Here is a 26,428-nt window from a genome sequence, read left to right on the forward strand (position 1 = left end):
TGATTTTTAAGTTAGCTACAGGGGATTTAGCCAATACTGGCGTTGACATTATAGCCAACATAGTAAGGCTAAGTAATACTTTTTTCATAAAATTATTCCTTTTTAGAGGATAAATAACAAAGCAATATTATATAATACACCTTCTGTTTATTTATTTAATGTTAAAAGAATATGTATTTTTAATATGTCTAATTAAGACTTTCTTAAAGTGAATTTATTTTACTATCCGATATTCTTTAAAAGAAAGAATTAAAAATAGAGTGTTAACTTAGATGTGGTAAGAGTGGGTTTTATATTGATTAAATAAGACGTGTAATTAGATACTCTTATTTTGATGGTTTTATATTGCCATATAAATATAATTAAATTAACAAAATTTAGAACACTTATCTTTAATAAAATCCTCTTCTTTATTTTTTTGCTTGCTATAAGCCCTTGTGATGGTTAAATAGAATTGTAAATTTTTATTTAATTATCATAAGGGCTTTTTGATGAAAAAAATATTTATGGTTGCCGTTATATCTTCCTTATTAGTTGGCTGTAAGGTTGATTTAGAAACGAAAATAAATACAGATAACTTATTGTCTAGTGAGCAAAATATTGTTAAAGGAGATATTAATTTCGAAGTCTCTTCATGTAATGATTTTGAAGACTCAAGGAAAGAGTCTAAGTCATTGATAGAATTAAAAAATAAAGTTCCTGAGATTTTCAGAGATGCGGAATATGTTGAATGTTATAAGCAAAAACTTAATTCATTCGCCCATTTCTCAATACCTGTTGGTGTTGGCAAGGTTGAAGACGGCCAAAACACTGTTGATACGGATCTAATGGTCTTCTCTTACAAAGAGATATTGGCGGGGGTTTATGCTTCAGAAGGGGTAATTAAAAGGATCAAGCAAGCAGAAAAAAATTCACATCAAAAGATGGATTTTAGTATCAGCATTATTCTTATGCCCGGTAACGTGAAAATGGATAAGGTAGTTGCGTTAGGCGTGACATTTACAGGAGATACATCTAAAAATGATCCAGTATTAATAAGCAGAATTAAATTTGGCAATAAACCACTGACTTTTAAATTATCAGATGTGTCAGTAAACCAATTAATGCAATACGGTATGGTTCCATTCTTAGTAACTCCTGAATATTTCACACTATATAAGTAACAGATATATCATCATATTAAAGCCCTTTAACGGTGAGTTGGGGCTTAATTATGATGAGTAAATAGTTAGTCATTGACAAGTTGGCATTGGAATTAAAATAGTTTTTGGACACCTTAGAAAACCCATAAAGACGGTCTAAAAAATTGATATACAGAACATCAATAACGCACTGTGCACTGATAACGGGTTATTAGTCGCCAATCAATGAGGTAAAAATCTTCTGATAAATTGCACGTACAAGGCTCTGTTTTTTCAGGTTATAATCTTGAGTCGTCTTTACATTATGCTTAGCAAACTGTTTAATCGTCGCATAATTGGCTAAATCATCAGGATGTGTTGTTAACCATTGCTTGAATAATAGGTGGCGCCAATGTTCGGGACAATTTTTTCCAAATACATGTAAGTTAACCATCGGATTACTCAGTTTAAGCATACGGTGCTGATACCATGAAGGTTCACGAATAATGAGTTCATAGCCCAATGCCTCTAATTGGGGAATATAGGACGATTCATCTTTAGGATTTTCTATAATTAAATCGATATCGATTATTGGCTTAGCAGCCAATCCTGCAACCGCAGTAGATCCTATGTGCTCAATTGATAATGCTATATCTGACAATGCATTCTGAATTAACGATTTTTGTTCATTAAATTGTATAAGCCAATTAGGATTATGGGGGACAATTTCAATGTGTATTTGGGCAGGTTTCCCTTTAACCCAAGGGTTTTCCGTCGGATCACCTTCTTCAAAAGTGCAAATATCCATTTTTTGTTGTGGTGTAAATTGATCTTTAAACATGACAATATCTAATCCCATAAAATATCAAAATTAACATGTTAGGTAATGATGTTACTATTATCACTTTTACCTAAGAGCTGTAAATCGATAGTTTATTAATATTGACATAAAAAGATAATCACAATACAAAAATTAATTTCATTATATTGTGATTATCAATTATTTTTTAGGTTTAGACACCAAAGTTAAAAGTGAGAACAGCCTCGCCGATAAAATCTAATCCGTTAGAAATATCTATGCCTTTTTTATTTAATGAATCTTTAGATAAAATAAATGCAGAAGATGCTTTTCCTGCTGAAATGCTGGTAGAAAAAATCTGACCTGGCATTAAATCTAAACTATTTTTATCTACATTTTCTTGTTGTTTTGTCGTCCAACCATTAGTGACTTCTTTAACTATAACAGTTTTATTATCTGAAAAACCTACCGTTGCATCATTTGCCCGGCTAATAAATGCGGGTTTTCCATCTACAGTCACATTGTACCAAACGAATAGTATTCCCCCCACGGAAGTGTCTACCTGGTCTTTATTAACCAGGTGAAATATCCCACTAGCTTTAGTTTTACTGGTTTGATCAAGATCAAGCTGACTGTTTACATAAGTATCAGTGGCTTTAAATGTAAGATAAGTGTTTGCATCGCATTCAATAGTGACGTTAGTCGAGGTTGTATTATGAGGATATATATAATTTGATGATTTAGGGATCAGCGATGGACTAATTTTACCTAAATCAAAAATAACATCACTTTGTGTTGCGCCATTAATAGTACAAGTTGGTGGTTTGATATCACCATTGATTTTCAAATTAGCGATAGGCGTTTTAGCCAATACTGGCGTTGATATTACAGTCAGCATAACAAGACTGAGTAATGTTTTTTTCATATAATTATTCCTTTTTATAAAGTAGACAACAAACTAATATACATATGATACACCTTTTATTTATTTAATTAATAATGAGTAAGTATATATTTCTAATTTCTCTAATTAAGACTTTCTTAATTAGATGTTATTTTAATAGTAGGTTTTATTTAAATAATTCAAGTTGAACTTTTTATTTTTAATAGGTTGGATGTGGCAGTGAAATTATGATAAATAACGTATCTTATTTTGATTTTTTTATTTTAACTCTATAATCTTCCTATCAATATTTAATTAAATTAATAATTCATTTAAATAGAACTCGATAATAAGTATTTATTATAGGCATAATAGATAGCGACATTATGCCACAATAATGTATAACTCATATATGATTTGACGTATGTGTTTGATGGGGGTATTTTTAAGCTAAAGATCGTAAAGGGGGATACATGAAACCATTACAACTGTTTAAAATTTTAGGTGATCAAACCAGACTAGATATCGTATTGCTTTTAAAAGCATCTGGTGAGCTATGTGTTTGTGATATCTATACTGCGTTAAATTTATCGCAACCCAAGACATCTCGACACTTAGCTATGCTGAGAGAGTCGGGTCTTTTGCTCGATTCGAAGCAAGGCAAATGGGTTCATTATCGATTATCTCCTGTATTACTGCCGTGGGTGAAAAGTATCATTGATATAACTTATACCACAGAGAAAAATAGAGTTGCAGATTTACTCAAGATCCTAGAGAAAAAAGAGTCTGGTCATCGTTGTTCTGTGTAAAAAATTTAACTAAATATATTCGAAAAAACATATATGATTAGGTGTGTGTGAATGCACCTTTTAAACGAGGTTGTTATGTTTGTTGCTGCATTAATTTTTGTTTTAACGATCACCTTGGTTATCTGGCAGCCGAAAGGGTTGGGTATTGGTTGGAGTGCAACGGCCGGCGCTATATTGGCACTCCTTTTTGGTGTGATCAGTTTTCAAGATATTCCGACTGTTTGGAACATTGTGTGGAATGCCACAGCGACATTTGTTGCAGTAATTATTATTAGCCTACTTTTAGATGAAAGTGGCTTTTTTGAATGGGCGGCATTACATGTTGCCAAGTGGGGTGGTGGGAAAGGAAGATTACTATTCAGTTATATCGTGCTACTTGGTGCAATGGTTGCTGCTTTATTTGCTAATGATGGTGCAGCATTGATACTAACACCTATTGTGATTGCGATGTTACTTGCACTTGGTTTCAACAAAGGTACGACATTAGCCTTTGTTATGGCAGCTGGGTTTATCGCAGACACAGCGAGCTTGCCGCTGATTGTTTCGAACCTCGTGAATATCGTTTCTGCGGACTTCTTTAATATTGGATTTACTGAATATGCATCAATTATGGTGCCAGTCGATATTGCGGGAATTGTTGCAACGCTTGTGATGCTACATTGGTTTTTCCGTAAAGATATTCCTAACCAATATGATGTTAAAAAGCTGAGTGAGCCAGCTTTAGCTATTAAGGATATGACTACGTTTAAAGCAGGTTGGCTTGTATTGTTGTTATTGCTCATTGGTTTTTTTATTTTAGAGCCATTAGGCATTCCTGTTAGTGCAATAGCGGCAATTGGCGCTTTAATTCTTTGGGTAATTGCAGCCAAAGGCCGTACGATTAATACTAAAAAAGTGTTGCGTGGCGCACCGTGGCAAATCGTCATTTTCTCTTTAGGTATGTACTTGGTTGTTTATGGTTTAAGAAATGCAGGATTAACTAATTATCTTTCTGAAATACTTAATTACCTTGCTGATAAAGGGTTATGGATAGCAACAATTGGTACGGGATTTATTACCGCCTTTTTATCATCAATAATGAATAATATGCCAACGGTATTAATTGGTGCTCTATCCATTGAAGGAAGTGACGCGACAGGGGTAATTCAACAAGCGATGATTTATGCCAATGTGATTGGTGCTGATTTGGGGCCAAAAATTACACCAATAGGTAGCTTGGCAACATTATTGTGGCTACATGTTTTATCACAAAAAAATATGACGATCACATGGGGATATTATTTCAAAACAGGGATCATCATGACTATCCCTGTGCTCATTGTTACACTCGTTGCTTTAGTGCTTCGGCTTTCACTGTTTAATTAAGAGCAACACAGTGACTATCACCTGTTAAATTGTGACGTTTTGCTCTATCAACTTGTTTTGATTCGTAATAGTGGCGTTGCCAAATGATAAATAATCATCGGTTCAACGCCACTTATTAAATATAGTATTTTTAGATCTCAATTATTTTTGTACCAATCAATGTCGCTTTTCCACCAACTTGAACGCGAGTGACGTTTTTTGCTGTCGAATCAATAAATACGTCAATTAAAGAAGAGCATTGCATTGCTCTACCTTGTTCGAACAAAAATTGCCTTTTGTTTGGCAAAAGGTGATGAACAAGATAACACCCTAAAGCACCGCTTGAGCTACCTGTGGCTGATTCTTCGTTAATGCCATAGCGTGGTGCAAAGTTTCGGCAGTGGGCAGTAATATTTTGATCATGACTAAGTTCAAAGACATGAAAGCCGATAGTATCAAATTTATGGCTTAAAGCAGTGATAGCTTGATAGTCAGGCTGTAAAGCATCTAAATAGCCAAATTGTACGGGAACAAAAATATCGTTTAATCCTGTTGAGACAATCTCTATTGGTAAATCTGTCTTTTCTATCACTTCAGGTAGAATGCCCAGCGCCTTTGCGACATCGTTAACACAAGGCCCCTTACGGGTAATAGGAAGCGTTTGTTCCATCACAATATTATCGTGATTAATGGTAACGGTTAAAATTCCTGCCTTGGTTTTTTGGCTATAATCGCCAGGTTTGAGTAACTTAAGCGATGACAGAGTGAAAAAAACCGCTAATGTTGCATGCCCACAAAAATCAACTTCTCCTTCAGCAGTAAAAAAATCTACTTTAAAATCAGTGTCATCACCCGAATAGACAAATGCCGTTTCAGAAAATCCAACTTGTTGAGCAATGGCGATTTTTTGTTCTGTCGTTAGCTTGGGAGGATTGAGAACGACTCCGGCAGGGTTGCCACCGCAATGATCACGAGTAAATGAGTTTACCAAGTATACCTTGATACTGTTTTTCATTGATTGTGCGACTTGATTTTGCATTTACTCACCGTGTTTGAGGCTAACCGATTGATTTATAGTTATTAAATAATGGGATAGCAGTACTTAATAGATAATTAATTTTGATGATGGGTAGGGCGTTATTTTTTAAGCAATTTGAATTATATAAATATCTAGTCTGAAAGAACAACACACTATTGAAATAAGCATCAATACGCATCTCTAAAATAGAGGAAAAGATTAACATTATTCCAACGTTATTTATCTGCCTGAATATTCTTTGATCAAAAAGTGCGTTAATAGATGAAATTATATTAACACCGCTATGATAAAAAACGCCATGATAATAGCTTTTTTAGTGAAAAATTTTGTATCAATGGTTATTTTTCTATCAGTTATTATGAACTTGATTTATATAAACCTAATGAAAATATTAAATTTTTTATTAAAAAAATTATTTTAATCCAATAATGCCTTAAATATTAACATCTTGAATCAATTGCTTACATTTTGAATATATTAGCTCATTCATATACTATTCACCAAAAAATAATCACAACTGGTTTACTATTGCGTTACAAATAGAATAAAATGCCGTGATTATATAATGATAATTATTCACTGCATGAAAGGAATTGTTTCGAAATGGCAATAAGTAGAAGAAAATTTATTCTTGGTGGCACAGTGGTTGCTGTTGCTGCAGGCGCTGGGATTTTAACACCTATGTTAACGCGAGAAGGGCGTTTTGTACCTGGTACGCCGAGACATGGTTTTGTTGAGGGAACTGGCGGTCCATTACCGAAACAAGATGATGTTGTTGTAATTGGTGCGGGTATTTTAGGTATCATGACCGCGATTAACCTTGCTGAGCGTGGCTTATCTGTCACAATCGTTGAAAAAGGAAATATTGCCGGCGAACAATCATCGCGATTCTATGGTCAAGCTATTAGCTATAAAATGCCAGATGAAACCTTCTTATTACATCACCTCGGGAAGCACCGCTGGCGTGAAATGAACGCTAAAGTTGGTATTGATACCACTTATCGTACACAAGGTCGTGTAGAAGTTCCTTTAGATGAAGAAGATTTAGAAAACGTAAGAAAATGGATTGATGCTAAAAGCAAAGATGTTGGCTCAGACATTCCATTTAGAACAAAAATGATTGAAGGCGCTGAGTTAAAACAGCGTTTACGTGGCGCTACCACTGATTGGAAAATTGCTGGTTTCGAAGAAGACTCAGGAAGCTTCGATCCTGAAGTTGCGACTTTTGTGATGGCAGAATATGCCAAAAAAATGGGTATCAAAATTTTCACAAACTGTGCAGCCCGTGGTTTAGAAACGCAAGCTGGTGTTATTTCTGATGTTGTAACAGAAAAAGGACCAATTAAAACCTCTCGTGTTGTTGTCGCCGGTGGTGTTTGGTCACGTTTATTTATGCAGAACCTAAATGTTGATGTACCAACATTACCTGCTTATCAATCACAGCAATTAATTAGCGCAGCACCAAATGCGCCAGGTGGAAACGTTGCTTTACCCGGCGGAATTTTCTTCCGTGAGCAAGCGGATGGAACGTATGCAACTTCTCCTCGTGTCATTGTTGCTCCGGTAGTAAAAGAATCATTTACTTACGGCTATAAATATTTACCTCTGCTGGCTTTACCTGATTTCCCAGTACATATTTCGTTAAATGAGCAGTTGATTAATTCCTTTATGCAATCAACACATTGGGATCTTAATGAAGAGTCGCCATTTGAAAAATATCGTGATATGACCGCTCTGCCTGATCTGCCAGAATTAAATGCCTCACTGGAAAAACTGAAAAAAGAGTTCCCAGCATTTAAAGAATCAACGTTAATTGATCAGTGGAGTGGTGCGATGGCGATTGCACCAGATGAAAACCCAATTATCTCTGATGTTAAAGAGTATCCAGGTCTAGTTATTAATACTGCAACAGGTTGGGGAATGACAGAAAGCCCTGTATCAGCAGAAATTACAGCAGATTTATTATTAGGCAAAAAACCTGTATTAGATGCCAAACCATTTAGTCTGTATCGTTTCTAACTCTTTTTTTTGATAAGAAATGAAAGCCCTCTAATAAACCGCTCTGTTATTAACGGCGGTTTAAAAAGAGGGCTTAGTTATTTAATATTTAGTCAAGGTAAGACAACGGCCAATGTTTAAAGTAAATGTGATTAGCTTGCCAATCTACTTTTTCTACATTGTCACTGAGCAAATATTTAGCTACCGTAAAGGCAAATTCAAAGCTAACACCTAATCCTTTGGCACTGATAAATTTCCCATCAACAACAACATCTTGGTCAAGATAATGACCATCATCATATTTATCAGCAAGTTTATCACCAGTGCTGTAATAACGACCTTCAAGAAGATGATGTGCTGCTAATACTTTTGCACCGGAAGAGCATAGAGCACAAATGTATTTGTCTTGTGCAATATGGCGTTTAATAAAATCAATCACGAGTGAATTTGCACATAGACGATCTGTACCTTTAGGGCCACCCGGCATCATTACTGCGTCATAACTGTGTGTGAATTTTTCGGTTAATAGGTAATCAGCACTGATCTTAGTGTTAAAATAGGTGTTTAATACCAGTGTATCCATGCAAGAAAGTACATCTACATGAATATCAAGGCGACGCATGATATCAATAAAAACAACCGCTTCACCTTCTTCAAAACCATCAGCCAATAAAACGGCAACCTGTTTCATTTTGTTTATCCTTTATTCTTAAGTAATGAATGGATATTTTGAATATTGCGAGCAATAGTCTGTTTGTCTTGATTATCAATTGCCTCAGTAGTAGCAATCCAACTGCCACCACATGCGATAACTTGCCCGATAGCGAGGTAATCACTAACATTGTTTAGACTAATTCCTCCAGTAGGCATAAATTGAACTTGAGAGTAAGGTGCCGCCATTGCTTTTAGCATTTTTACTCCACCAGAAGCTTCTGCTGGGAAAAATTTTAGCAAGGTTAAACCCCGCTCAAGAGCAACTTCAATTTGGCTTGGGTTATTTATTCCAGGCACAATATCAATGCCATTATGAAGGCAATAATCGACGGTTTTTGGATTATAACCGGGAGAAATAACAAAGCTTGCACCCGCTTCTTTTGCTATATCAGCTTGTTGCGCTGTTAATACGGTACCCGCACAAAGAATAAGCTCAGGAAAGTGTTCTCTCATCAGCTTTATTGCTTTGGCGGCTGCTGGAGTACGAAAGGTAATTTCAGCAATAGGTAATTGATTTTGGGTTAGTATTTCACCCAGCCAAATTGCATCTTCGGCGCGATTAATTTGGATCACGGGGATCACTTTCAGTACTGAAAGTGTATCAACAATTGACTGTCTCATGGTTATCCTTGATGAGTGAATAGAATGAATCAGTGATGTTATGGGGAATAATGGCGCCATGATGTTGGATAACTAATCCTGCTAATGTATTTCCCCATAAACAACATGTAGGCAAAGGGTAGTTTTGTAGCCATGCAGCAATAAAACCAGCATTAAAAGAATCCCCGGCTGCTGTAGTGTCTATGACATGCTGTATCGGTTTGGGGCAGATATAACCGGTATTTTCACCATCAGACCAGAAAGCCCCTTTTGCTCCTAGTTTAACAATGACGTTTTTATTGCCCCATTGATGAAGGCGTTCGACAATTTTTTGCTCAGTAAGGCTGGGTTGTTGCCAGAGAGCTTGTTCATCATCTCCGGTGACTAAAGCGATATCACTGAGTCGATATAGTTTTTCGAACCACTCTTGCGCATGAGGTATTAGATCCCATAAACGAGGCCGAAAGTTTGAATCGACAATTAAGGTGAGCCCTCGCTGTTTAAGGCGGATTAATTGCGTGATTAACGCTTCTTTTCCTTTCGGCGTTAAAATGGCCAGTGAAATACCACTAAGATAGATAACACTATCGTCGGGCAAGGTATCTAGATGTGTTGCAAAACGGTTGTCCGTTGCAATATAACGTGCAGCGGCATCACTACGCCAATAATGGAAGCTACGCTCACCACAAGTATCAATTTCAATGGCATATAAACCGGGAAGTTTTTCGGGAATGGTGATCACTGACTGGCAGTTGATCCCCTCTTTTTCCCATGCTTTTTGCATTAAGGCACTGTAATTATCAGTGCCTAAACCTGTTATATATTGCGGATGTAATGTAGGAATGAGGCGCGCTAAATACAGTGCTGTATTTAATGTATCGCCCCCAAAACGCTGTTGTTGTGGCAAAAAAGGTTGGCCACTTAGCTCTATCATACATTCGCCAATAATGGCGACAGTTCTATTTATTTTCACAGTTTCCCATCACTTTTACAGACGCGAATTTTATCTGCAACCACCGCTTTCATCGCCGCTTTACCTGGCACTAGATAATGGCGAGGATCACTGGCATCAGGATTATCTAAAAAGTACTGCTTAATTGCGTTAGAGAAAGCAATTTTAAGTTCGGTTGCTACGTTAACTTTGCAAATACCTAAGTCGATACAATGACGTACATCAGTATCAGGAATACCTGACGCGCCATGTAGTACTAAAGGGATCTCTGTTTTTTGGCGGATGGCATGTAGACGATCAAAATCAAGATGTGGTTCATGTTTATACATACCATGTGCTGTACCAATCGCCACCGCTAATGAGTCAATTCCTGTGGCTTTGATAAATTGTACTGCTGAATCAGGATCGGTAAATAGCGCATCTTTCGCATCAACGATTAAATCATCTTCTTGCCCACCAAGACGACCTAATTCAGCTTCTACGGTGCAATCCCAATAATGGCAGAAATTGACGACCTCTTTAACCAGGCGAATGTTTTCTTCAAAAGGAAAATGAGAAGCATCGATCATGGCTGATCGCACCCCCGAAATCACCTTATTGCAAATATCAGGAATATTTTCATGATGATCTAAATGTAGTGCTACTGGGATGCGATATTGCTCAGCCGCTTGCTGGCAAATCGAAATTAAATAATCACTACCAGCATAAGCAAACGTGCTAGGTGTGCCTGCTAAGATCACAGGTGATGCCATTTCAGCCGCAGTTTCCATTACCACTTGGATAGTTTCCAAGTTATGAATGTTAAAAGCGGGCACAGCATAGTTTTCATGCTGTGCTTTATTGAGCATATTACGAGTAGAAACCAGATACATGTTTGCCTCTCATCTTTCGTTTAATTACGATTAATAATAAACGAAAGAAATAGAAAGGTAAAAGATCTAAATCACATTTTTATTCCCTTCGCACCGAAAGCAAATGAAAGTAAGTCAGAAGAAATGTGTCATTTTAGAACTGTAACTGGTGACTCCTTTGCGTAATAGGTTGTTTTTAGGGCGTCTTGATTGTCCAATTACAGTTTCTGTGATTTTTTGTACTCGCGTTTGTTTTTCTAAACGGCGAGTTAAAGGTGATTGTTGTTGTGTATAATCCTCTCGAAAAATAACACTGACTTCTTGTGTTGCTTTCACCCCGATAATTGATGCTTGGATAGCGGGTATTTCGAAACGAAAGTCATTTTTTTCGATAGGTAAAGGAAGTGATGGTGCTTGCCATAAATTAATACGATCAGCACAATAAAGAGCGATAATGACAGCCCGTAATGACCAAAAAGAGCTTGCTGGACCACTGTAATTATCAACTAAACGAGCATCATGATTAAATAGCCCTTGAGTGGGAGCGCCATTTTTGAGTGCACCTTGAGAAATAAAATAACGTAAGCTGCTTTCAAAAGCCCGTTTAGCCTCTCCAACTTTGACAAAAGGGCATTGTAAATCAACGCCTGCGAGTAATGGCGCAGAAACAGCAAGACGATAACAAGCACTACGACCAAAAAAAGGAATACCTTTTGGGGTGATAAAATAAAGGTAGTGTTGATTAAAATTATTCAGGGATTGAGTAATAAAATCATGATCAAATTGTGGATCAATTTGCGCTAGCCAATAAAGAGAATAATAAAACCCCCACGCATTGTAGTAATCATAATTACCTTTTGCCCCATCACGAAACCATCCATCACCGACATAAAATTCTTTTAATCTTTCATAACGCCAATGGGCAATGGTATCTTTACCTGTCAGTGCTTTAATAACAAATTGGACGGTTAGTGGAAAAAAATGCCAGTTATTATCAACAATTTCGCAGTGATTAACTTGTTCAAACCAGTTAATTATTTGCTGTTTGATCTCCGAAGATAACGTATCCCAAACCCATTCACGGCTGATCCAAAGAGTAAGAGCGAGATCAGATGCCTCACAAATTCGTTGATCGTAATTTTCAAGTTTTCCCCAATAGCCTTTATGAAGAGGATCTGTTCCATGAATAAAGCTTTGTTTTATCATTGAAGGTAAATGGTAAATTTGCTGGTTTAAACCTAGTAATGTGCTTTTTTTGCTATTTACTGTCCATGCGGCAAGTAAAGGAAGTACTCGACTGACCCCTTCTAGCGCATCGGTTCTGACGGTTTGTTGACCAGGACTACCGGGGTAATAGGCATGGGAATAACCCCAAACCTGATAGTGATGAAAAGCTTCTGTAATATACTGAGTAAGTCTTTCACAGAGCGAAAAAAGAGAGTGTGTCTCATCCTTAAAAAAATCAGCAATAGCATTATCATGACGGTGATAAGCCGATTTTCTGACTAATCGCCGGATTATGTTTTCTTTAAATAAGCGTTGATAAATTTTTACATCAGGGTGCTCATAAGGCAGTTTAGGCCGTGGTTTAGATGCAATTTCAATAACCATTTTCGTATCTCAGAAAAAAGACGCATCCTTGCGAAACAAAACGGAAGTTGAGTTTAAGGTTTGGCTGAATCTACTAGTATTTGATAGTGATCTTGCCCCCAAATAACAGGTTTAGGTTTATCTTTGATCCACTGGTAATACGCATTTTTTAGTTCAGCCACTTTTTGTGGATTTTGTTTTGCCAAATCGATTGATTCGCTAGGATCGGTGTTATCGTTAAAAAGCTGTGGTTGATTTTTACCATCATCATAAAAATAGAGCGCCCATTCACCATCACGCACTGCCCAAGCACCTTTAGACAGTTTCTCTAAGTTAGGGTTTACTGGAGGCGTTTGACGTTGATAGGTGATCCATTGGTGATAACCATGCCAAAACTCTTGGTTTTCTTCACTATAATGCTTAGTGCCGGGGCCAGCCCAATACAGATAAGCATGAGGCGAACGCGTTGTTTCACCTTTAAGCAATGGCATAATGTTTTTACCTTCTACTTGCAGGCTATCAGGAATTTGAATATCAGCGACTTGTAACGCGGTTGGCAAAATATCAAGTGCGGAGATCATCGCATCGCTTTTTGTTCCCGCGGGAATAGTTCCGGGTTGATAAGCAATAAAAGGTACTCTAACTCCACCATTAAACATCTGACCCTTAAAGCCTCTATCCATGGCATTCATGGGCATGGGGGATTCATTAACTGCACCATTATCAGATAAGAAAAAAATTAATGTATTTTCTAGCTCACCATTTTCTTTTAATTTCGCAATGATTTGTCCAATACCTTCATCTGCTGCATTTAAGGCGGCAAAATATTTATCTGCCTCCACATTCCCTGTATCAAATTTATCCATATACTTAGCAGGAGATGCTTGCTCTAACGGTATGTGTGGAACACTATAAGAAAGATTGATAAAAAAAGGTTTATCTTTATGTTCATCAATAAATTTTAGTGTTTCATCCGTTAATAGATGGGTGGTGTAACCCGGAGCAGGAACATTGACACCATTACGCCAAAATGCAGGCGAATTCCATAAGGCAACACCTGATGCATAATAACTAAAGGCGTAATCAAAGCCCCGCTCATGAGGAGCATAACCCGCTTCAGGGGTTGAGATCATATTGTCGTGATAATCACGGGTTTGTTTATTTTCATTTATTTTCGGTTTACGGATAACTTTTGCATTATGCCATTTACCAATGCTGGCAGTGGCATAGCCATTTTCTTGGAAAAGTGAAGGTAACAATTTGATATCTTGGGGTATACCTAAAATGGCATCATCATTGCTGTAAGTACCAAAACTGGCGGGCGAGCGTCCTGTAAAGATACCTGCACGAGAAGGGCCACAAACGGGATGAGCTACAAATGCATTAGTCATTTTTGCACCGTTTTCTGCCATATCACTGACATTAGGCATCGCAATACGTGCGGCTTCTATCATTTTATTGATATCACCTTTATAACGAGGAGGTGTTGGTCGCTGAGCTAACGCATCTACATCTAAGGTATCCAGTACAAAATCAAGTTGTCCTGTGCCTAAATCATCCATTACGATTAACAGTACATTCGGTTTTTCAGGTGTGCCACCAGCATGGGCTGATATTGGAAGGCTTAAACATGACGTGGCAATGATCCCCGCGAGTATGCTTTTTTTAACAAAAGGTAAGGTCACAGATTGTCTCCAAAATAAATAAAATGAAATAAAATAAGAGTCACTTGAGATAGTTTTTTTGCATCGCCCCAAGTGCATCACTGGCAAGGCCTCCACGAGCTATCGCTTGACGCATTAATTGCATGCCGATTGCCGTGTGATGAAATATTTTTTTATAAGAGTGACATAGATAATTGTGGCGATATTTTTCGCCTTCTATCGCAATAATGCGATGTTTAGGACAACCGCCATAACATAAGCTTTGCACTTCACACTGTTTGCAAAGGTTGGTTTGTTTATCGTATTTATTTTGACCAAAGCGTTGCTGTGTTTTTGATGTTGCAAGCTGTGCAAGACTTGTTAGTTGTATGTTGCCTAAATTATTAGCGGGATAAACATAGTGATCACAAGAATAAACATCACCATTGGCTTCAATAATTAATGCTTGACCACAAGTTTTAGATTGAATACATGTTGATGCAGGATATCCCATCCATGTCCCTAATAAGCTATCAAATAAGCGAATGTATATTTTTCCTACATCACCCTGGCGTATCCATTCATTGAATATATCGGTCATAAATTTTCCGTAACCTTCAGCGGGAACAGAGAAAGCCGCTAATTGTGCGTTAGGACCGGGAGCATAATGTCCGCCATGAGTGTGTGGGAAACGTCTATCCACTTCGACTATGGGAATAAATTGAAAAAAAGTTGAACCTAAATTTTTTAAAGCTTGATAAGTCTCTTTTCCTTTATTCCAGTTTTGATCATTTACAACGGTTAATGTATTAAATTCAACACCATACTCATTTAGTAAATTGATGGCGCGTTTTACGCGTTCAAATGTTGGGCTACCATTGACTGAAATACGATATTTATCGTGAACGGCTTCAATGCCATCAATTGAAACGCCTAATAGAAAGTGGTTATCAGCAAAGAATTGTGCCCATTGGCGATTAATGGCAATCGCATTGGTTTGTACACTATTGGTAATTGTCTTGCCGTTAGCAAATTGCTTTTGGTATTTGACCACTTTTTCAAAGAAGGCTAATCCTGCCAGCGTTGGTTCACCACCTTGCCAAGCAAAATCAACCTGATCGCCACTGTGTGACTGAATATAGTCTTTAATATAACGACGAAGTACACCATCAGGCATCACTGTATGGCCTGTTTCTTTTGTCTCATCTTGAAAAATATTTTCTTTTTCCAGATAAAAGCAATATTCACATTTAATATTACAGTGGTAGCTTGTCGGCTTTGCCATCATATGAAATAAAGCAGGTTGATTTGATGCCATTATTTATTTCCTGAGTTTATTTTTTATCCTGTTACATTACGTAAATTTTTACAAAACAAAAGAGATTAAAATCACAAATATAGAATATCGAAAGTAAATGAAAGTTTATTAATAAGTATATAACACAATAATTTTCAATTTAACGATGTTCTCATGGCGATAATTTCGTGTTCTTTTGATTATTTGAGCGATATGACTCTTTTATTTTTCGAAAATAAATAATCATTTTGAATTTTTAATCTGATTTTTGTGAAATATTTCGCTATTAACTCTATTTCATGGCATTTTATATAGCTATATATGGTGTAATCATAAGAGTGACATTACCTTATATCATTTTATTTATTGGAAACTGATGCCCTCAAGGCTATCATTGACATGACACGAAAATAATCGTAAGCAATCGACAGTGAAATCGAAACTTTGTGAAAGAGATCAAAAGTTTTGTTTTTTTGCGTTGTCGGTTAAATTTGGCGTAGTAAACTACATTCGAAATCAATCGAAAGTAAATCTTTTGGTTTCGTAAGGAGACGAAAGTGAAAGCGGCAGTTGAGAGGCGTATGGAAATCCTCGATATGGTTAACCAACAGGGCAAAACCAGAGTCGAAGATCTCGCTGAATTATTTAAAGTCTCAAGTGTCACTATCCGCAGCGATCTAAGTTTTCTTGAGAAAAATGGCTATATCGTTCGCTCTCATGGCGCAGCAATTCCTAATACAGGCTTTATTGCTGAACTGAGTATCCATGAAAAACGTGGACAAAATGCGGGCATTAAAACATTAATCGGGAAAGCTGCCGCAACGCTGATAAAGGATGGAGACACCGTCATTCTTGACTCGGGGACAACTACACGCGAAATCGCGACACATTTAAAGTCGCGCGAAAATGTAGTCGTCATGACTAACGGTCTGGATGTCGCAATGGAGTTAGCAAATACCACAGGTGTTGAAGTTTTAATGACAGGTGGTGTATTGCGAAAAAGTGCATTGTCTTTTTCTGGCTCACAAGCTGAAAATAGTCTAAGAAATTACCGTTTCGATAAGGTTTTTCTTGGTGTTGACGGATTTGATTTACGTGTTGGTATCACTACTCACAATGAACAGGAAGCCAGTCTTAACCGTTTAATGTGTGATATCTCAGAAACGATTATTGCGGTTGCAGATTCTACGAAATTCGGTAAACGCAGCTGTCATATGATCAGAGAGTTTGGTGATATTGATGTGTTAGTGACGGATTCAGGTATTCCTGATGAGTATGTTCAGGAACTGAAAGATCATAAAATCGACGTTATCATCGTGGACGATAAGACAGCGTAATTTGCTAACTCCATTAGCAACACCGCCGGTGTTGATTATGGAGTTAGTATTTACATGCATCCTTTAGAAAAGATTGTTCAGCAACATAAATCAGGCAAACAGAATGGTATTTATTCTGTTTGTTCTGCCCACCCTTTAGTAATAGAAGCTGCTTTATTACAAGCGCTGGACGATGATTCCTTTCTGCTGATTGAAGCCACCTCTAATCAGGTTGATCAGTTTGGTGGTTATACAGGTATGACTCCCGCTGATTTTTACCAATATGTTATTGAGAAAGCGGAAAATGTCGGTTTTCCTGTCGAAAAGCTTATCCTTGGTGGTGACCATTTAGGGCCTAATCGCTGGCAGCATCTTAATGCTGAAGAAGCGATGGCAAATGCGGATGTACTTATTGCACATTATGTTGCCGCGGGATTTAAAAAAATCCATCTTGATTGCAGTATGTCTTGTGCAGATGATCCTATTCCTTTAACAGATGAAATCGTGGCATCGCGTGCAGCTCGTCTTGCTGTTATTGCAGAAAATACCGCCAAAAAGACATTTGGTTTTAGTGATATTGTTTATGTTGTTGGCACAGAAGTCCCCGTTCCTGGAGGTGCTGCTGAAGAGCTTGATACTGTTGAGGTGACTTCACCTGATGCTGCCCGTAAAACATTAGCGTGCCATCGCCAAGCATTTTATGACGCTGGTGTGGGAGAGTGTTGGACTCGTGTTATAGGTTTAGTTGTACAGCCTGGGGTTGAATTTGATCATACCGGTATTATTGATTATCAATCTGAAAAAGCACAAGCGTTAAGCCAAGTAGTAAATGACTATTCTCATCTGGTTTTTGAAGCTCACTCTACAGATTATCAAACCAATCAAGCTTATCAGCAACTCGTCCATGATCACTTTGCTATTTTAAAAGTTGGGCCGGCGCTAACATTTGCTATGCGTGAAGGTTTATATGCACTTTGCGCCATTGAAGAAACATTATTTCCTCTTGAGAAGTGCTCTCGATTACGTGAAAAAATGGAACAATTGATGTGCCGTGAGCCTAATTTTTGGCAAAAATATTATCACGGTGATGAACGTCAACTCGCCTTTGCTCGTGTTTATAGTTTTAGTGATCGTATTCGTTATTATTGGCCTGATGCCGAGATTAATACTGCTATTGACACATTAATGGATAATTTATCTGTTAAGCCTATTCCACTTCCCTTACTTAGCCAATATTTGCCTTATCAATTTACCCAGTTTAGAGAGGGGAAAATTGCGGGTACGCCTGAGTCATTTGTTATTGCGAAAATTCGTGATGTGTTGTCGGTTTATGCCGATGCGTGCAATGTCCATTAATTGAGGGAAACCATGGAATATTTAAGCTATCAAACCGCTGAACTTGAGCAGTTAAACGCATTTTGGACAGCGAAAGAAATTGACCAGCAACCAGAGTGCTGGAAAAAAACATGGCTATCAATTCGAGAAAAACGTGCTGATATTGAGTCTTTTTTAGAAAAAGCATTGGAGGCATCAAATAGCAGAATAATTCTTACGGGAGCTGGAACATCCGCGTTTGCCGGTAGAGCGTTAGCACCTATTTTGACGGGAGCTATAAAACGTCGTGTTGATGCTATTGCCACAACGGATTTAGTCGCTGATCCTCAAGAATATTTAGCCGAAGATATCCCTACATTACTGATTTCTTTTGCTCGTTCAGGGAATAGCCCCGAAAGTGTGGCTGCGTTAGATATTGCAAAGAAGTGCTTATCGCAATGTTACCACTTAGTTTTAACCTGTAACCCTCAGGGCCAGCTTTATCAATATTGCCAAAATAGTCATAAGGCATTGGCGTTATTAATGCCGGAAGAGTCAAACGATCGCTCATTAGCAATGACATCAAGTTTTTCTTCAATGATGATGGCGGCGGTCACTATCTTTTTAGGCGATAGTGTATTTACTGATGCTATTGCGCCGTTTTTTAGTGATTACAAAGCGCAATTTGACAAAGCAAATAAAATTATCCGCCATCAATACGCAGGAAAATTCAAACGCGTTATTTATCTTGGTAGCGGAGGATTACAAGGGCTAGCACAAGAAGCCGCATTAAAAATGTTAGAGCTGACGGCGGGTAAAGTCGTAGCCAATTTTGATACCCCATTAGGCTTTCGACACGGGCCTAAATCCATCGTAAATAAAGAAACCCTTGTGGTGATGTTTTTCTCTAATGATCCTTATACACGTCAATACGAGACAGATTTATTACGAGAGGTTATTCACGATAATGCATCAGGCAAGGTGATCGCGATCACCGCACGAAATGATAAAACTTTTTCACCAGAGAGTTTTGTTTATATTCCAGCGTTAGAGAACTGTTCAGATGTGGCGCTATTGTTCCCTTATTTGATGTTGGCGCAATCATTTGCATTTCACAGTTCTATTGCACTAGGGAATACGCCTGATAATCCATCTCCAACCGGAGAAATCAATCGAGTTGTACAAGGCGTCACAATTTATCCGTTCTCACTTAAAACAGAAGACACACAGTCTGCTTTAAATTAATAAAATATAATAAGAGAGCTAGTTATGAACACACCTAATATTGTCTGGACCCGCATTGATGAACGTTTACTTCATGGACAAATCCGCATTACATGGGGTAAACATACGGAAGCAAACCTAATTTTAGTCGCTAATGATGATGCTGCTGAAGGTCCCAATGCTGCATTTATGCAGGCGGGAATGAAAGCATCTGCTGGCGGCGAATATGCGGTTCGCTTTTTCTCTATTCAAAAAACTATTGATGTTATTAGCAAAGCATCTCCTCGTCAGAAAATTTTTGTTCTGTGTAATAACCCAACTGATGTAGCCCGTTTAGTTGAAGGTGGCGTGCCTATTACTCATTGTAATGTTGGCAATATGCATTTTCATGAAGGTAAACGTCAAATTGCGAAAACAGTCTCTATCGATGAAAAAGATCTTAGTGCTTTTAAGCGTCTTATCGAAAAAGGGGTTACTTGCACAGTCCAAAACACACCAGATCAAACTCCTGTTGATGTACTAACACTCGCATCAGCCTGATTATTTCCTGATCAAGAAAACCTGCTATAGGCAGGTTTGAGGATAATTTATGATTTTTGAAGCTTCTTTAGTGGCTTTATGGGCCTTCTTTTGCGGTATCGATAAGTACGACGTGGCATTAAATATCCATCGACCATTAATTACAGGGCCCGTTGTCGGCCTGATTATGGGAGATATGCAAGTAGGATTAATTGCAGGTGCTACCTTAGAACTTGCATGGTTAGGGCTTGTACCTAATGCCGGAGCTCAGCCACCAGATGTGACTTTAGGCACCATTGCAGCAGTTGCTTTTGCGGTAATGACAAAACAATCACCGGAAGTTGCAATGGGAATAGGTATGCCTATTGCTGTTTTAATGCAGATGTTGGTGATTGGTTTCTTTGCTATGACTGCATTTACCATGGGTAAAGCGGATCGATATGCAGAAAAGGCTGACGGGGCGGGGATCTCTCGCTTGCTGATTATTACACTTATTGTCCGTTCACTCCTTTATGCTTTAGTCGCTTTTGTTACTGTTTATTTTGGTGAACATGCTGCTCAATGGATTGATGAGAACACGCCAAAAGTCTTATTAGAAGGATTAGGTATTGGGGCGAAAATGGTACCCGCAATTGGTTTTGCAATGCTTCTAAAAATTATGTGGTCAAAAGAAGTGGCCGGTGTGTTCTTTATTGGTTTCGTGATGACAACCTATCTCAAACTCCCAATTATGGCCGTCGCTATTTTAGGCGCATCAGCCGCCGCACTCTACTTCTTCTTTAGTGGTAACAATAAAAATTCAAGTCAGCAGAATGAGGATTTCGAAGATGGTATCTGATAACAGCACCGCATTGAAAACGCAGGATAAACCAGAAACAGGTTCTTTGATTGATGGCATTGATGAGTATCAAGATACTGCTGTCAGAAAAGTTATTACTAAAGGCATACTTTGGAAGTGTGCATTCCGTGGCTTATTTATGGAAGGTAACTTCAACTTTGAACGTATGCAAGGTGGTGGATTTGCTTTCTCAATTATTCCAGCATTGAAGAAAATTCACGGCAATAATAAACGCGATTATGCAACATCGTTGAAAAACCATCTGCAATTTTTTAATGCCAGTCCAAAGCTGTTTACCTTTTTATTAGGAACGGCGGTGGCAATGGAAGAGAACAAAGAAAAGCCATCGACTGTTAATGTGATGAAAGTGGCAGGAATGGGGCCGACTGGGGGTATTGGCGATGCTATCGACCATATGACCTTAATGCCTTTGACCTTAGCATTAGGTGCTTCTATTGCAATGGAAGGCTCGATTGCAGGACCTTTCGTTTTCTTCTTCTTGTATCAAATTGTGCATTTTTTAGTGTATTTCGGACTGATGTTTATGGGCTATCGCGCAGGTACTGCGGCAATGGTCAATATGAGCGATGCCACTGAAAAATTAGCGAAAGCGGCAAATATTATGGGGATCTTTGTGATTGGTGCGCTCTCGGCGACCTTTATCAAAGTGCAAACCACCGCCTCGCTGGAACTTGGCGGAAAAGTCGTTGAATTACAAACAGCCCTCTTCGACAAAATTATGCCGAATTTACTGCCACTGTGCTTAGTTTTCTTAATGTACAAAATGGTGAAAAGTACCGGTTTTTGGGGTAAGCCACCGGTATTGATTTTTTCAACCCTAGCATTTGGCGTTATTGGGCATGTATTAGGATTCTTATAAAAAAGAGATGCCCTAATTGTCGACACTGTTAATCGAAATACATTATTAACTTGCTACAAACGGGTAGTAGAGCTATCTGCTACTCGCAAGGAGTTACTCATGATAGGTCTTATTGTCTCAGGACATCTTAATTTTGCTACAGGTATGGCATCCGCTGTAAAGGCGATTGCTGGTGAGCAAGAAAATATCGCGTTTATTGATTTTATTGAGTCAATTTCTCCGGATGAGCTTGAACAAAAAATGCGTGAAGCGATTAACGCTATGTCATGCCAGCAATATCTCTTCTTAACAGATTTACCTGGCGGTACCCCCTGTAATCGCGCAATGGCAATCATGATGCAAAATCCCTCTGTTGAGGTGTTAGCTGGGGTTAATTTACCCATGATTGTAAATGCGGCATTTGAACGGGAAGGGTGTTCAACGACGGAATTGGTGCAAACGCTACGCGAAATTGGTCAAGACAGCATTCAAGATATTCGAGAGCAATTGGCACAAATAGATAGTCATGATGTTGAAGAAGAAGACGGCTTATGAATCAGCGATATGCCATTTTAGCAGATAGAACCTTTACACCTGAAGGTATCCGTTATCTCTGCTATGTCCATGTTAATGGTGAAAATATTGAATCAATCACCACACAAGCACCAACAGATTGCCCAGTTATTCGCTTAAAAGGAAAATCATTATTACCCGGTTTTGTGGATATCCATATTCATGGTCGTGAAGGGGCTGATGTGATGGATGCAACGCAACAAGGGCTACAAACTATAGCCGATGCGCTGGTTAAAACAGGGGTTGTGGCTTGGGTTGCAACGACTGTCACAGCACCGATGGAGGATATCCGTCATGCGCTATTACAAGTCCGTGAGTTTGTATCAAAACCTCAAGCAACAGGTGCGTTGTTACTCGGTAGCTTTTTAGAAGGCCCTTATTTTACAGAACGCCATCGTGGTTCACATCCTGTGAAATATCTCAAAGCGCCGACCATCTGTGAATTAGAAACATTACTCGACAGTGCTGGGGGATCGCTATTGCGTGTTGCTGTTGCACCTGAAGCTGAAGGTGCGATGAATGCGATTGATTGGTTGGTCAGCCGAGGAATTAAACCAAGTGTGGCACATACAGCAGCAACTTATGAACAAGCTTCACGAGCTTTTTCACACGGTGCTGATTGTGGTGTGCATCTGTATAACGGCATGACCGGGCTTCATCACCGTGAGCCGGGATGTTGTGGTGCAGTGTTATATCACAGCGTATTAGCTGAACTTATTGCTGATGGTATCCATGTTCACCCTGTAATGATGCAACTGGCATATCGCATGAAAGGGTATCAACAGATTGCCCTAATTACAGATTGTATGCGGGCGGGAGGTTTAGCTGATGGTGATTACACATTAGGTGCTCAAACGGTCACCGTCACCAATGGACAGGCAAAAACTGCCGATGGGTCGCTAGCTGGCAGCACTTGCAGTCTTGATAGTGCGTTAAGAAACATGGTGCAACTTGCACATATTCCTGAGTGGGAAGCGGTTCAAATGGCATCGGCGATCCCCGCTGAGTATCTCGGCATAGGGGATAAATTGGGTTATATCAAAGCAGGTCAACAAGCCAGCTTTGCCGTGGTGGATGAGTGTTTTCATCTTACCGATACATTCATCAGAGGAAATCATATTTACTCTGTATCCGGGGATAATGCATAACCTTTTCGTTATGCTCCCATCAGTAAAAATGAGGTATTTATAATGGAAATTCGTCAGCCAATTCATAGTGAACATGCTAAAAGGCTTGATACAGAAGGACTTCGTAAAGAGTTCCTGATTGAGAACCTATTCTGTGAAGGGGAAATGAATCTCACTTATAGCCATATAGATCGGATTATTGTTGGGGGAGTTGTCCCAACAACTCAACCTTTAGCATTAATGGCGGGTAAAGCACTTGGTGTTGATTTCTTCTTAGAAAGACGTGAATTAGGTGCTATTAATATTGGTGGTGCGGGTAAAGTTATTATAGACGGTGAGGTATTTGAAATTGGCCCTCGTGAAGCCATTTATATTGGTATGGGAGCCAAATCTGTTGAATTCACCAGTGATTCTGTAGAGACACCGGCGCGTTTTTATATTAACTGTGCACCAGCACATCACACTTATCCTACTCGCAAAATTACTCAACAGCAGGCCTCACCTGAAAAGTTAGGTAATGCAGAAAATTGTAACGTTCGTACGATTTATAAGTTTTTACATCCTTCAGTGTTACCAACATGTCAATTATCCATGGGGATGACAGTGCTTGAGCCGGGTAGCTTGTGGAACACAATGCCATGTCATACTCATGAACGTCGTATGGAAGTATATCTTTATTTCGATATGAAAGATGACAATGTGGTTTTCCATTATATGGGAGAGCCAACTGAAACTCGTCATTTAGTGGTACGCAACGAACAAGCTGTCATTAGTCCTAGTTGGTCAATTCATTCTGGCGTAGGAAGCGCATCTTATACCTTTATTTGGGGAATGGTGGGTGAAAACCAGGTATTCCACGATATGGATCATGTTGCTATGAAAGATCTGAAATAACAGATAATTAATTACATTTTATTCTTTATTCCTACAAAAAAAGTGTGGCAATTATTGCCACACTTCTAGAGGTTTTAATCATGAATTTATTTGATTTAACAGGCAAAGTTGCCATTGTTACTGGGTGTAATACAGGCTTAGGGCAAGGAATGGCAATAGGTTTAGCACAAGCCGGTGCGGATATTGTTGGCGTAGGTATTCAAGATGCTCCTGAAACGCGTCAAAAAGTCGAAGCGTTAGGCCGTCGTTTTCATTACATCACGCAAAATTTAATCCAACAAGATGGATTAGATGCTTTAGTGGATGAGGCTGTTAAGGTGATGGGACGTATTGATATTTTAGTGAATAATGCCGGTATTATTCGCCGTGAAGATCTTTTGCAATTTAATGAAAAAGATTGGGATGATGTGATTAATATTAACCAAAAGACACTGTTTTTCTTATCGCAAAAAGTGGCTCGCCAGTTTGTCAAACAAGGCGAAGGTGGCAAGATAATCAACATCGCGTCAATGCTTTCTTATCAAGGAGGTATCCGAGTTCCTTCTTATACGGCAAGTAAATCCGCGGTAATGGGATTAACACGGGCATTAGCGACGGAATTATCACAATATAATATTAATGTAAATGCAATTGCTCCTGGCTATATGGCAACCGATAACACCGCTGCACTTCGTGCTGATGAAGCGCGTAATGCTGCTATTTTAGAGCGTATTCCTGCGGGGCGTTGGGGAACACCTGAAGATGTCGCAGGTCCTGCCATATTTTTAGCCTCTAAAGCTAGTGATTATATCAATGGATATACCATTGCGGTTGATGGTGGTTGGTTAGCTCGATAATCTTATGGAGAACTAGGATGGAACACGCTAATACAGAGGCTTTACAAAGAGATCTCGTGTTACAAAATATGAAACGGGTTTATCGTTATCAATCGGCTCATCAAGTTCGTAGTGTTCGTCGCCGTAGTGGTAAAACTCGTTTTATTAAAGATACAGATTGGGAACGCGGTGTTTTATGGACCTGTGTAAGTGCGGCATGGCAAGCGACACAAGATAAAGAGTACCTTAATGGTGTGTTAAATTACACCTTACATACTGGATTTAGAACAGGTCCTAATGCACGTTTTGCGGATGATCATGTTTGCGCTCAAGCTTATTTGGCGATAAGTCCTTTGTTTGAACAATCTGAAATTCTTGAACCGACGATTAAAGCGTTTGATATCATGCTAAATGATCCAAAACCAGGGCGTGAAGACTGGTGGTGGTGCGATGCACTTTTTATGGCACCTCCTGGTTTTGCTGCTTTGGCTGAAATTATTAGCGAACGACGTTATTTGGATTATATGCATACCGCTTATTGGGATGCTATTGAACATTTACGTGATGCTGAAACTGGACTTATTTTCCGCGATCACCGCTATATTCCTGATGGTCAGGGAAATGAAATGCGTGAAGCTAATGGTGAAAAAGTATTTTGGAGTCGCGGTATTGGTTGGGTTTTAGCTTCTATTCCTCGCATTCTTCAATATATGCCTGATGATTATCATGAGCGCGATCGTTATATAACACTGTTTAAACAATTAGCGCGTTCTATCCTAGATTACCAACATGAAGATGGTTTTTGGCGCACCAGTTTATTAGATCCTGATAATTTCCCTGCACCTGAAAGTTCAGCTACGGCGCTTTTTTGTTATGGACTTGCATGGGGAATAAATCAGGGTGAATTAAATAAAGAAGAATATTTTCCCGCATTACATAGAGCGTGGTCAGCATTACAATCCTGTATTCATGATAATGGTATGATTGGTTGGGTACAACTTCCGGCATTTAACCCGCGAGAGGTAAAGTTTGAACATAATATGGATTATGGCGCTGGAGCATACTTATTAGCGGGTAGTGAAGTATTAAAAATGACGTTAAATAATTAGCTCTTTATATTAATAATTGGTAATTTAATATCTATTCCTTTTAATTTTTTTCTAACTAATATATTGGCTAAAATAAAAGTCGACTTTTTCATTTCCTCTTGCGCTCCGATAAAAATGGAGGCAGAATCAAACTGTCTGTTTTTGAGTCCGCCTCGGTTAATATACTGTATATTTTCCGGGGCTTTTCTCTTTCTGGTATT

At 38.5% G+C, this 26,428-nt stretch carries 26 protein-coding genes and 1 pseudogene; 15 read left to right on the plus strand and 12 right to left on the minus strand.

All coding sequences use genetic code 11. The annotated features are described in order from the left end of the window. Positions 1-88 (minus strand): annotated as a pseudogene (locus HMPREF3129_RS19075) (fimbrial protein); the annotation flags it as partial. Positions 89-491: 403 nt separating this feature from the next. Here HMPREF3129_RS19075 and HMPREF3129_RS17250 point away from each other — a divergent pair. Beyond that, positions 492-1,163: a DUF7424 family protein gene (locus tag HMPREF3129_RS17250; protein ID WP_004244239.1), complete on the plus strand. Its 672-nt coding sequence runs from the start codon at positions 492-494 to the stop codon at positions 1,161-1,163. A gap of 190 nt (positions 1,164-1,353) precedes the next feature. Here HMPREF3129_RS17250 and HMPREF3129_RS17255 read toward each other — a convergent pair whose 3' ends face one another. Both HMPREF3129_RS17255 and HMPREF3129_RS17260 read right to left on the minus strand, forming a co-directional pair. Then, complete coding sequence (locus HMPREF3129_RS17255) at positions 1,354-1,980, minus strand: GrpB family protein (RefSeq protein WP_004244234.1); 627 nt, start codon at positions 1,978-1,980, stop codon at positions 1,354-1,356. A gap of 154 nt (positions 1,981-2,134) precedes the next feature. Further along, positions 2,135-2,845, minus strand: coding sequence for a fimbrial protein (locus HMPREF3129_RS17260; protein WP_004244233.1), 711 nt, complete (start codon positions 2,843-2,845; stop codon positions 2,135-2,137). 431 nt (positions 2,846-3,276) lie between these two features. Between HMPREF3129_RS17260 and HMPREF3129_RS17265 the strand changes: the two genes are divergently transcribed. Then, complete coding sequence (locus tag HMPREF3129_RS17265) at positions 3,277-3,612, plus strand: metalloregulator ArsR/SmtB family transcription factor (protein WP_004244232.1); 336 nt, start codon at positions 3,277-3,279, stop codon at positions 3,610-3,612. Between the two features lie 75 nt (positions 3,613-3,687). Further along, on the plus strand, positions 3,688-4,977 hold the full coding sequence (locus HMPREF3129_RS17270) for an arsenic transporter (RefSeq protein WP_012368266.1): 1,290 nt from the start codon (positions 3,688-3,690) through the stop codon (positions 4,975-4,977). Between the two features lie 130 nt (positions 4,978-5,107). Here the strand turns inward: HMPREF3129_RS17270 and HMPREF3129_RS17275 are convergent, their stop codons facing one another. After that, positions 5,108-5,995, minus strand: coding sequence for a PhzF family phenazine biosynthesis protein (locus tag HMPREF3129_RS17275; protein WP_017827207.1), 888 nt, complete (start codon positions 5,993-5,995; stop codon positions 5,108-5,110). Positions 5,996-6,598: 603 nt separating this feature from the next. On the opposite strand from HMPREF3129_RS17275, the gene HMPREF3129_RS17280 reads away from it, so the two are divergent. Continuing rightward, complete coding sequence (locus HMPREF3129_RS17280; RefSeq protein ID WP_004248621.1) at positions 6,599-8,014, plus strand: NAD(P)/FAD-dependent oxidoreductase; 1,416 nt, start codon at positions 6,599-6,601, stop codon at positions 8,012-8,014. An 88-nt stretch (positions 8,015-8,102) separates the two neighbouring features. Here the strand turns inward: HMPREF3129_RS17280 and HMPREF3129_RS17285 are convergent, their stop codons facing one another. From HMPREF3129_RS17285 to HMPREF3129_RS17315, 7 genes are all read right to left on the minus strand, one after another. Next, complete coding sequence (locus HMPREF3129_RS17285; protein ID WP_004244223.1) at positions 8,103-8,684, minus strand: DJ-1/PfpI family protein; 582 nt, start codon at positions 8,682-8,684, stop codon at positions 8,103-8,105. 5 nt (positions 8,685-8,689) lie between these two features. Beyond that, positions 8,690-9,328 (minus strand): bifunctional 4-hydroxy-2-oxoglutarate aldolase/2-dehydro-3-deoxy-phosphogluconate aldolase, encoded by a 639-nt coding sequence (locus tag HMPREF3129_RS17290; protein WP_004244222.1) that lies wholly within the window; start codon positions 9,326-9,328, stop codon positions 8,690-8,692. Continuing rightward, positions 9,309-10,280, minus strand: a complete 972-nt coding sequence (locus HMPREF3129_RS17295) for a sugar kinase (protein WP_004248619.1) — start codon at positions 10,278-10,280, stop codon at positions 9,309-9,311. The genes HMPREF3129_RS17290 and HMPREF3129_RS17295 overlap by 20 nt, the downstream gene beginning before the upstream one ends. After that, positions 10,277-11,131 carry a tagatose bisphosphate family class II aldolase gene (locus tag HMPREF3129_RS17300; RefSeq protein ID WP_004248618.1) on the minus strand — a complete coding sequence of 285 codons (855 nt, stop codon included), beginning with the start codon at positions 11,129-11,131 and terminating at the stop codon, positions 10,277-10,279. Before HMPREF3129_RS17300 ends, HMPREF3129_RS17295 begins: the two co-directional genes overlap by 4 nt. Before the next feature lie 114 nt (positions 11,132-11,245). Further along, on the minus strand, positions 11,246-12,721 hold the full coding sequence (locus HMPREF3129_RS17305; protein WP_004244217.1) for a DUF2264 domain-containing protein: 1,476 nt from the start codon (positions 12,719-12,721) through the stop codon (positions 11,246-11,248). A gap of 53 nt (positions 12,722-12,774) precedes the next feature. Further along, positions 12,775-14,385 (minus strand): sulfatase family protein, encoded by a 1,611-nt coding sequence (locus HMPREF3129_RS17310; protein ID WP_036895490.1) that lies wholly within the window; start codon positions 14,383-14,385, stop codon positions 12,775-12,777. 40 nt (positions 14,386-14,425) lie between these two features. Further along, positions 14,426-15,661 (minus strand): anaerobic sulfatase maturase, encoded by a 1,236-nt coding sequence (locus HMPREF3129_RS17315; RefSeq protein WP_004248616.1) that lies wholly within the window; start codon positions 15,659-15,661, stop codon positions 14,426-14,428. Between the two features lie 536 nt (positions 15,662-16,197). Here HMPREF3129_RS17315 and agaR point away from each other — a divergent pair. The 11 genes from agaR (at position 16,198) to HMPREF3129_RS17370 (ending at position 26,228) form a co-directional block, all read left to right on the plus strand. After that, positions 16,198-16,977, plus strand: a complete 780-nt coding sequence (agaR, locus tag HMPREF3129_RS17320) for a transcriptional repressor AgaR (protein ID WP_004244214.1) — start codon at positions 16,198-16,200, stop codon at positions 16,975-16,977. Positions 16,978-17,031: 54 nt separating this feature from the next. Next, positions 17,032-18,312 (plus strand): tagatose-bisphosphate aldolase subunit KbaZ, encoded by a 1,281-nt coding sequence (gene kbaZ / locus HMPREF3129_RS17325; protein ID WP_004248615.1) that lies wholly within the window; start codon positions 17,032-17,034, stop codon positions 18,310-18,312. 12 nt (positions 18,313-18,324) lie between these two features. Then, complete coding sequence (locus HMPREF3129_RS17330) at positions 18,325-19,515, plus strand: SIS domain-containing protein (RefSeq protein WP_004244212.1); 1,191 nt, start codon at positions 18,325-18,327, stop codon at positions 19,513-19,515. 24 nt (positions 19,516-19,539) lie between these two features. Next, positions 19,540-20,034 carry a PTS N-acetylgalactosamine transporter subunit IIB gene (gene agaV / locus HMPREF3129_RS17335; protein ID WP_004244211.1) on the plus strand — a complete coding sequence of 165 codons (495 nt, stop codon included), beginning with the start codon at positions 19,540-19,542 and terminating at the stop codon, positions 20,032-20,034. 49 nt (positions 20,035-20,083) lie between these two features. After that, positions 20,084-20,851 (plus strand): PTS N-acetylgalactosamine transporter subunit IIC, encoded by a 768-nt coding sequence (gene agaW / locus HMPREF3129_RS17340; RefSeq protein ID WP_004244210.1) that lies wholly within the window; start codon positions 20,084-20,086, stop codon positions 20,849-20,851. Then, complete coding sequence (locus tag HMPREF3129_RS17345) at positions 20,841-21,731, plus strand: PTS system mannose/fructose/sorbose family transporter subunit IID (protein WP_004244207.1); 891 nt, start codon at positions 20,841-20,843, stop codon at positions 21,729-21,731. The genes agaW and HMPREF3129_RS17345 overlap by 11 nt, the downstream gene beginning before the upstream one ends. A gap of 99 nt (positions 21,732-21,830) precedes the next feature. Beyond that, entirely contained in the window at positions 21,831-22,265 is a 435-nt protein-coding gene (gene agaF, locus HMPREF3129_RS17350; RefSeq protein WP_004244205.1) for a PTS galactosamine/N-acetylgalactosamine transporter subunit IIA, read from the plus strand. After that, positions 22,262-23,431 carry an N-acetylglucosamine-6-phosphate deacetylase gene (gene nagA / locus HMPREF3129_RS17355; protein ID WP_004248614.1) on the plus strand — a complete coding sequence of 390 codons (1,170 nt, stop codon included), beginning with the start codon at positions 22,262-22,264 and terminating at the stop codon, positions 23,429-23,431. The genes agaF and nagA overlap by 4 nt, the downstream gene beginning before the upstream one ends. A gap of 42 nt (positions 23,432-23,473) precedes the next feature. Next, positions 23,474-24,304: a 5-dehydro-4-deoxy-D-glucuronate isomerase gene (kduI, locus tag HMPREF3129_RS17360; RefSeq protein ID WP_004244203.1), complete on the plus strand. Its 831-nt coding sequence runs from the start codon at positions 23,474-23,476 to the stop codon at positions 24,302-24,304. A gap of 80 nt (positions 24,305-24,384) precedes the next feature. Continuing rightward, on the plus strand, positions 24,385-25,140 hold the full coding sequence (gene kduD, locus HMPREF3129_RS17365; RefSeq protein WP_036918860.1) for a 2-dehydro-3-deoxy-D-gluconate 5-dehydrogenase KduD: 756 nt from the start codon (positions 24,385-24,387) through the stop codon (positions 25,138-25,140). 17 nt (positions 25,141-25,157) lie between these two features. Then, entirely contained in the window at positions 25,158-26,228 is a 1,071-nt protein-coding gene (locus tag HMPREF3129_RS17370) for a glycoside hydrolase family 88/105 protein (RefSeq protein WP_004244200.1), read from the plus strand. Here the strand turns inward: HMPREF3129_RS17370 and HMPREF3129_RS18785 are convergent. After that, positions 26,225-26,428 (minus strand): hypothetical protein (locus HMPREF3129_RS18785; protein ID WP_070487158.1); only part of this gene is annotated, 204 nt, incomplete at its 5' end. The genes HMPREF3129_RS17370 and HMPREF3129_RS18785 overlap by 4 nt on opposite strands.

This window comes from Proteus sp. HMSC14B05, assembly GCF_001808035.1.
GTDB classification, from domain to species: Bacteria; Pseudomonadota; Gammaproteobacteria; order Enterobacterales; family Enterobacteriaceae; genus Proteus; species Proteus mirabilis.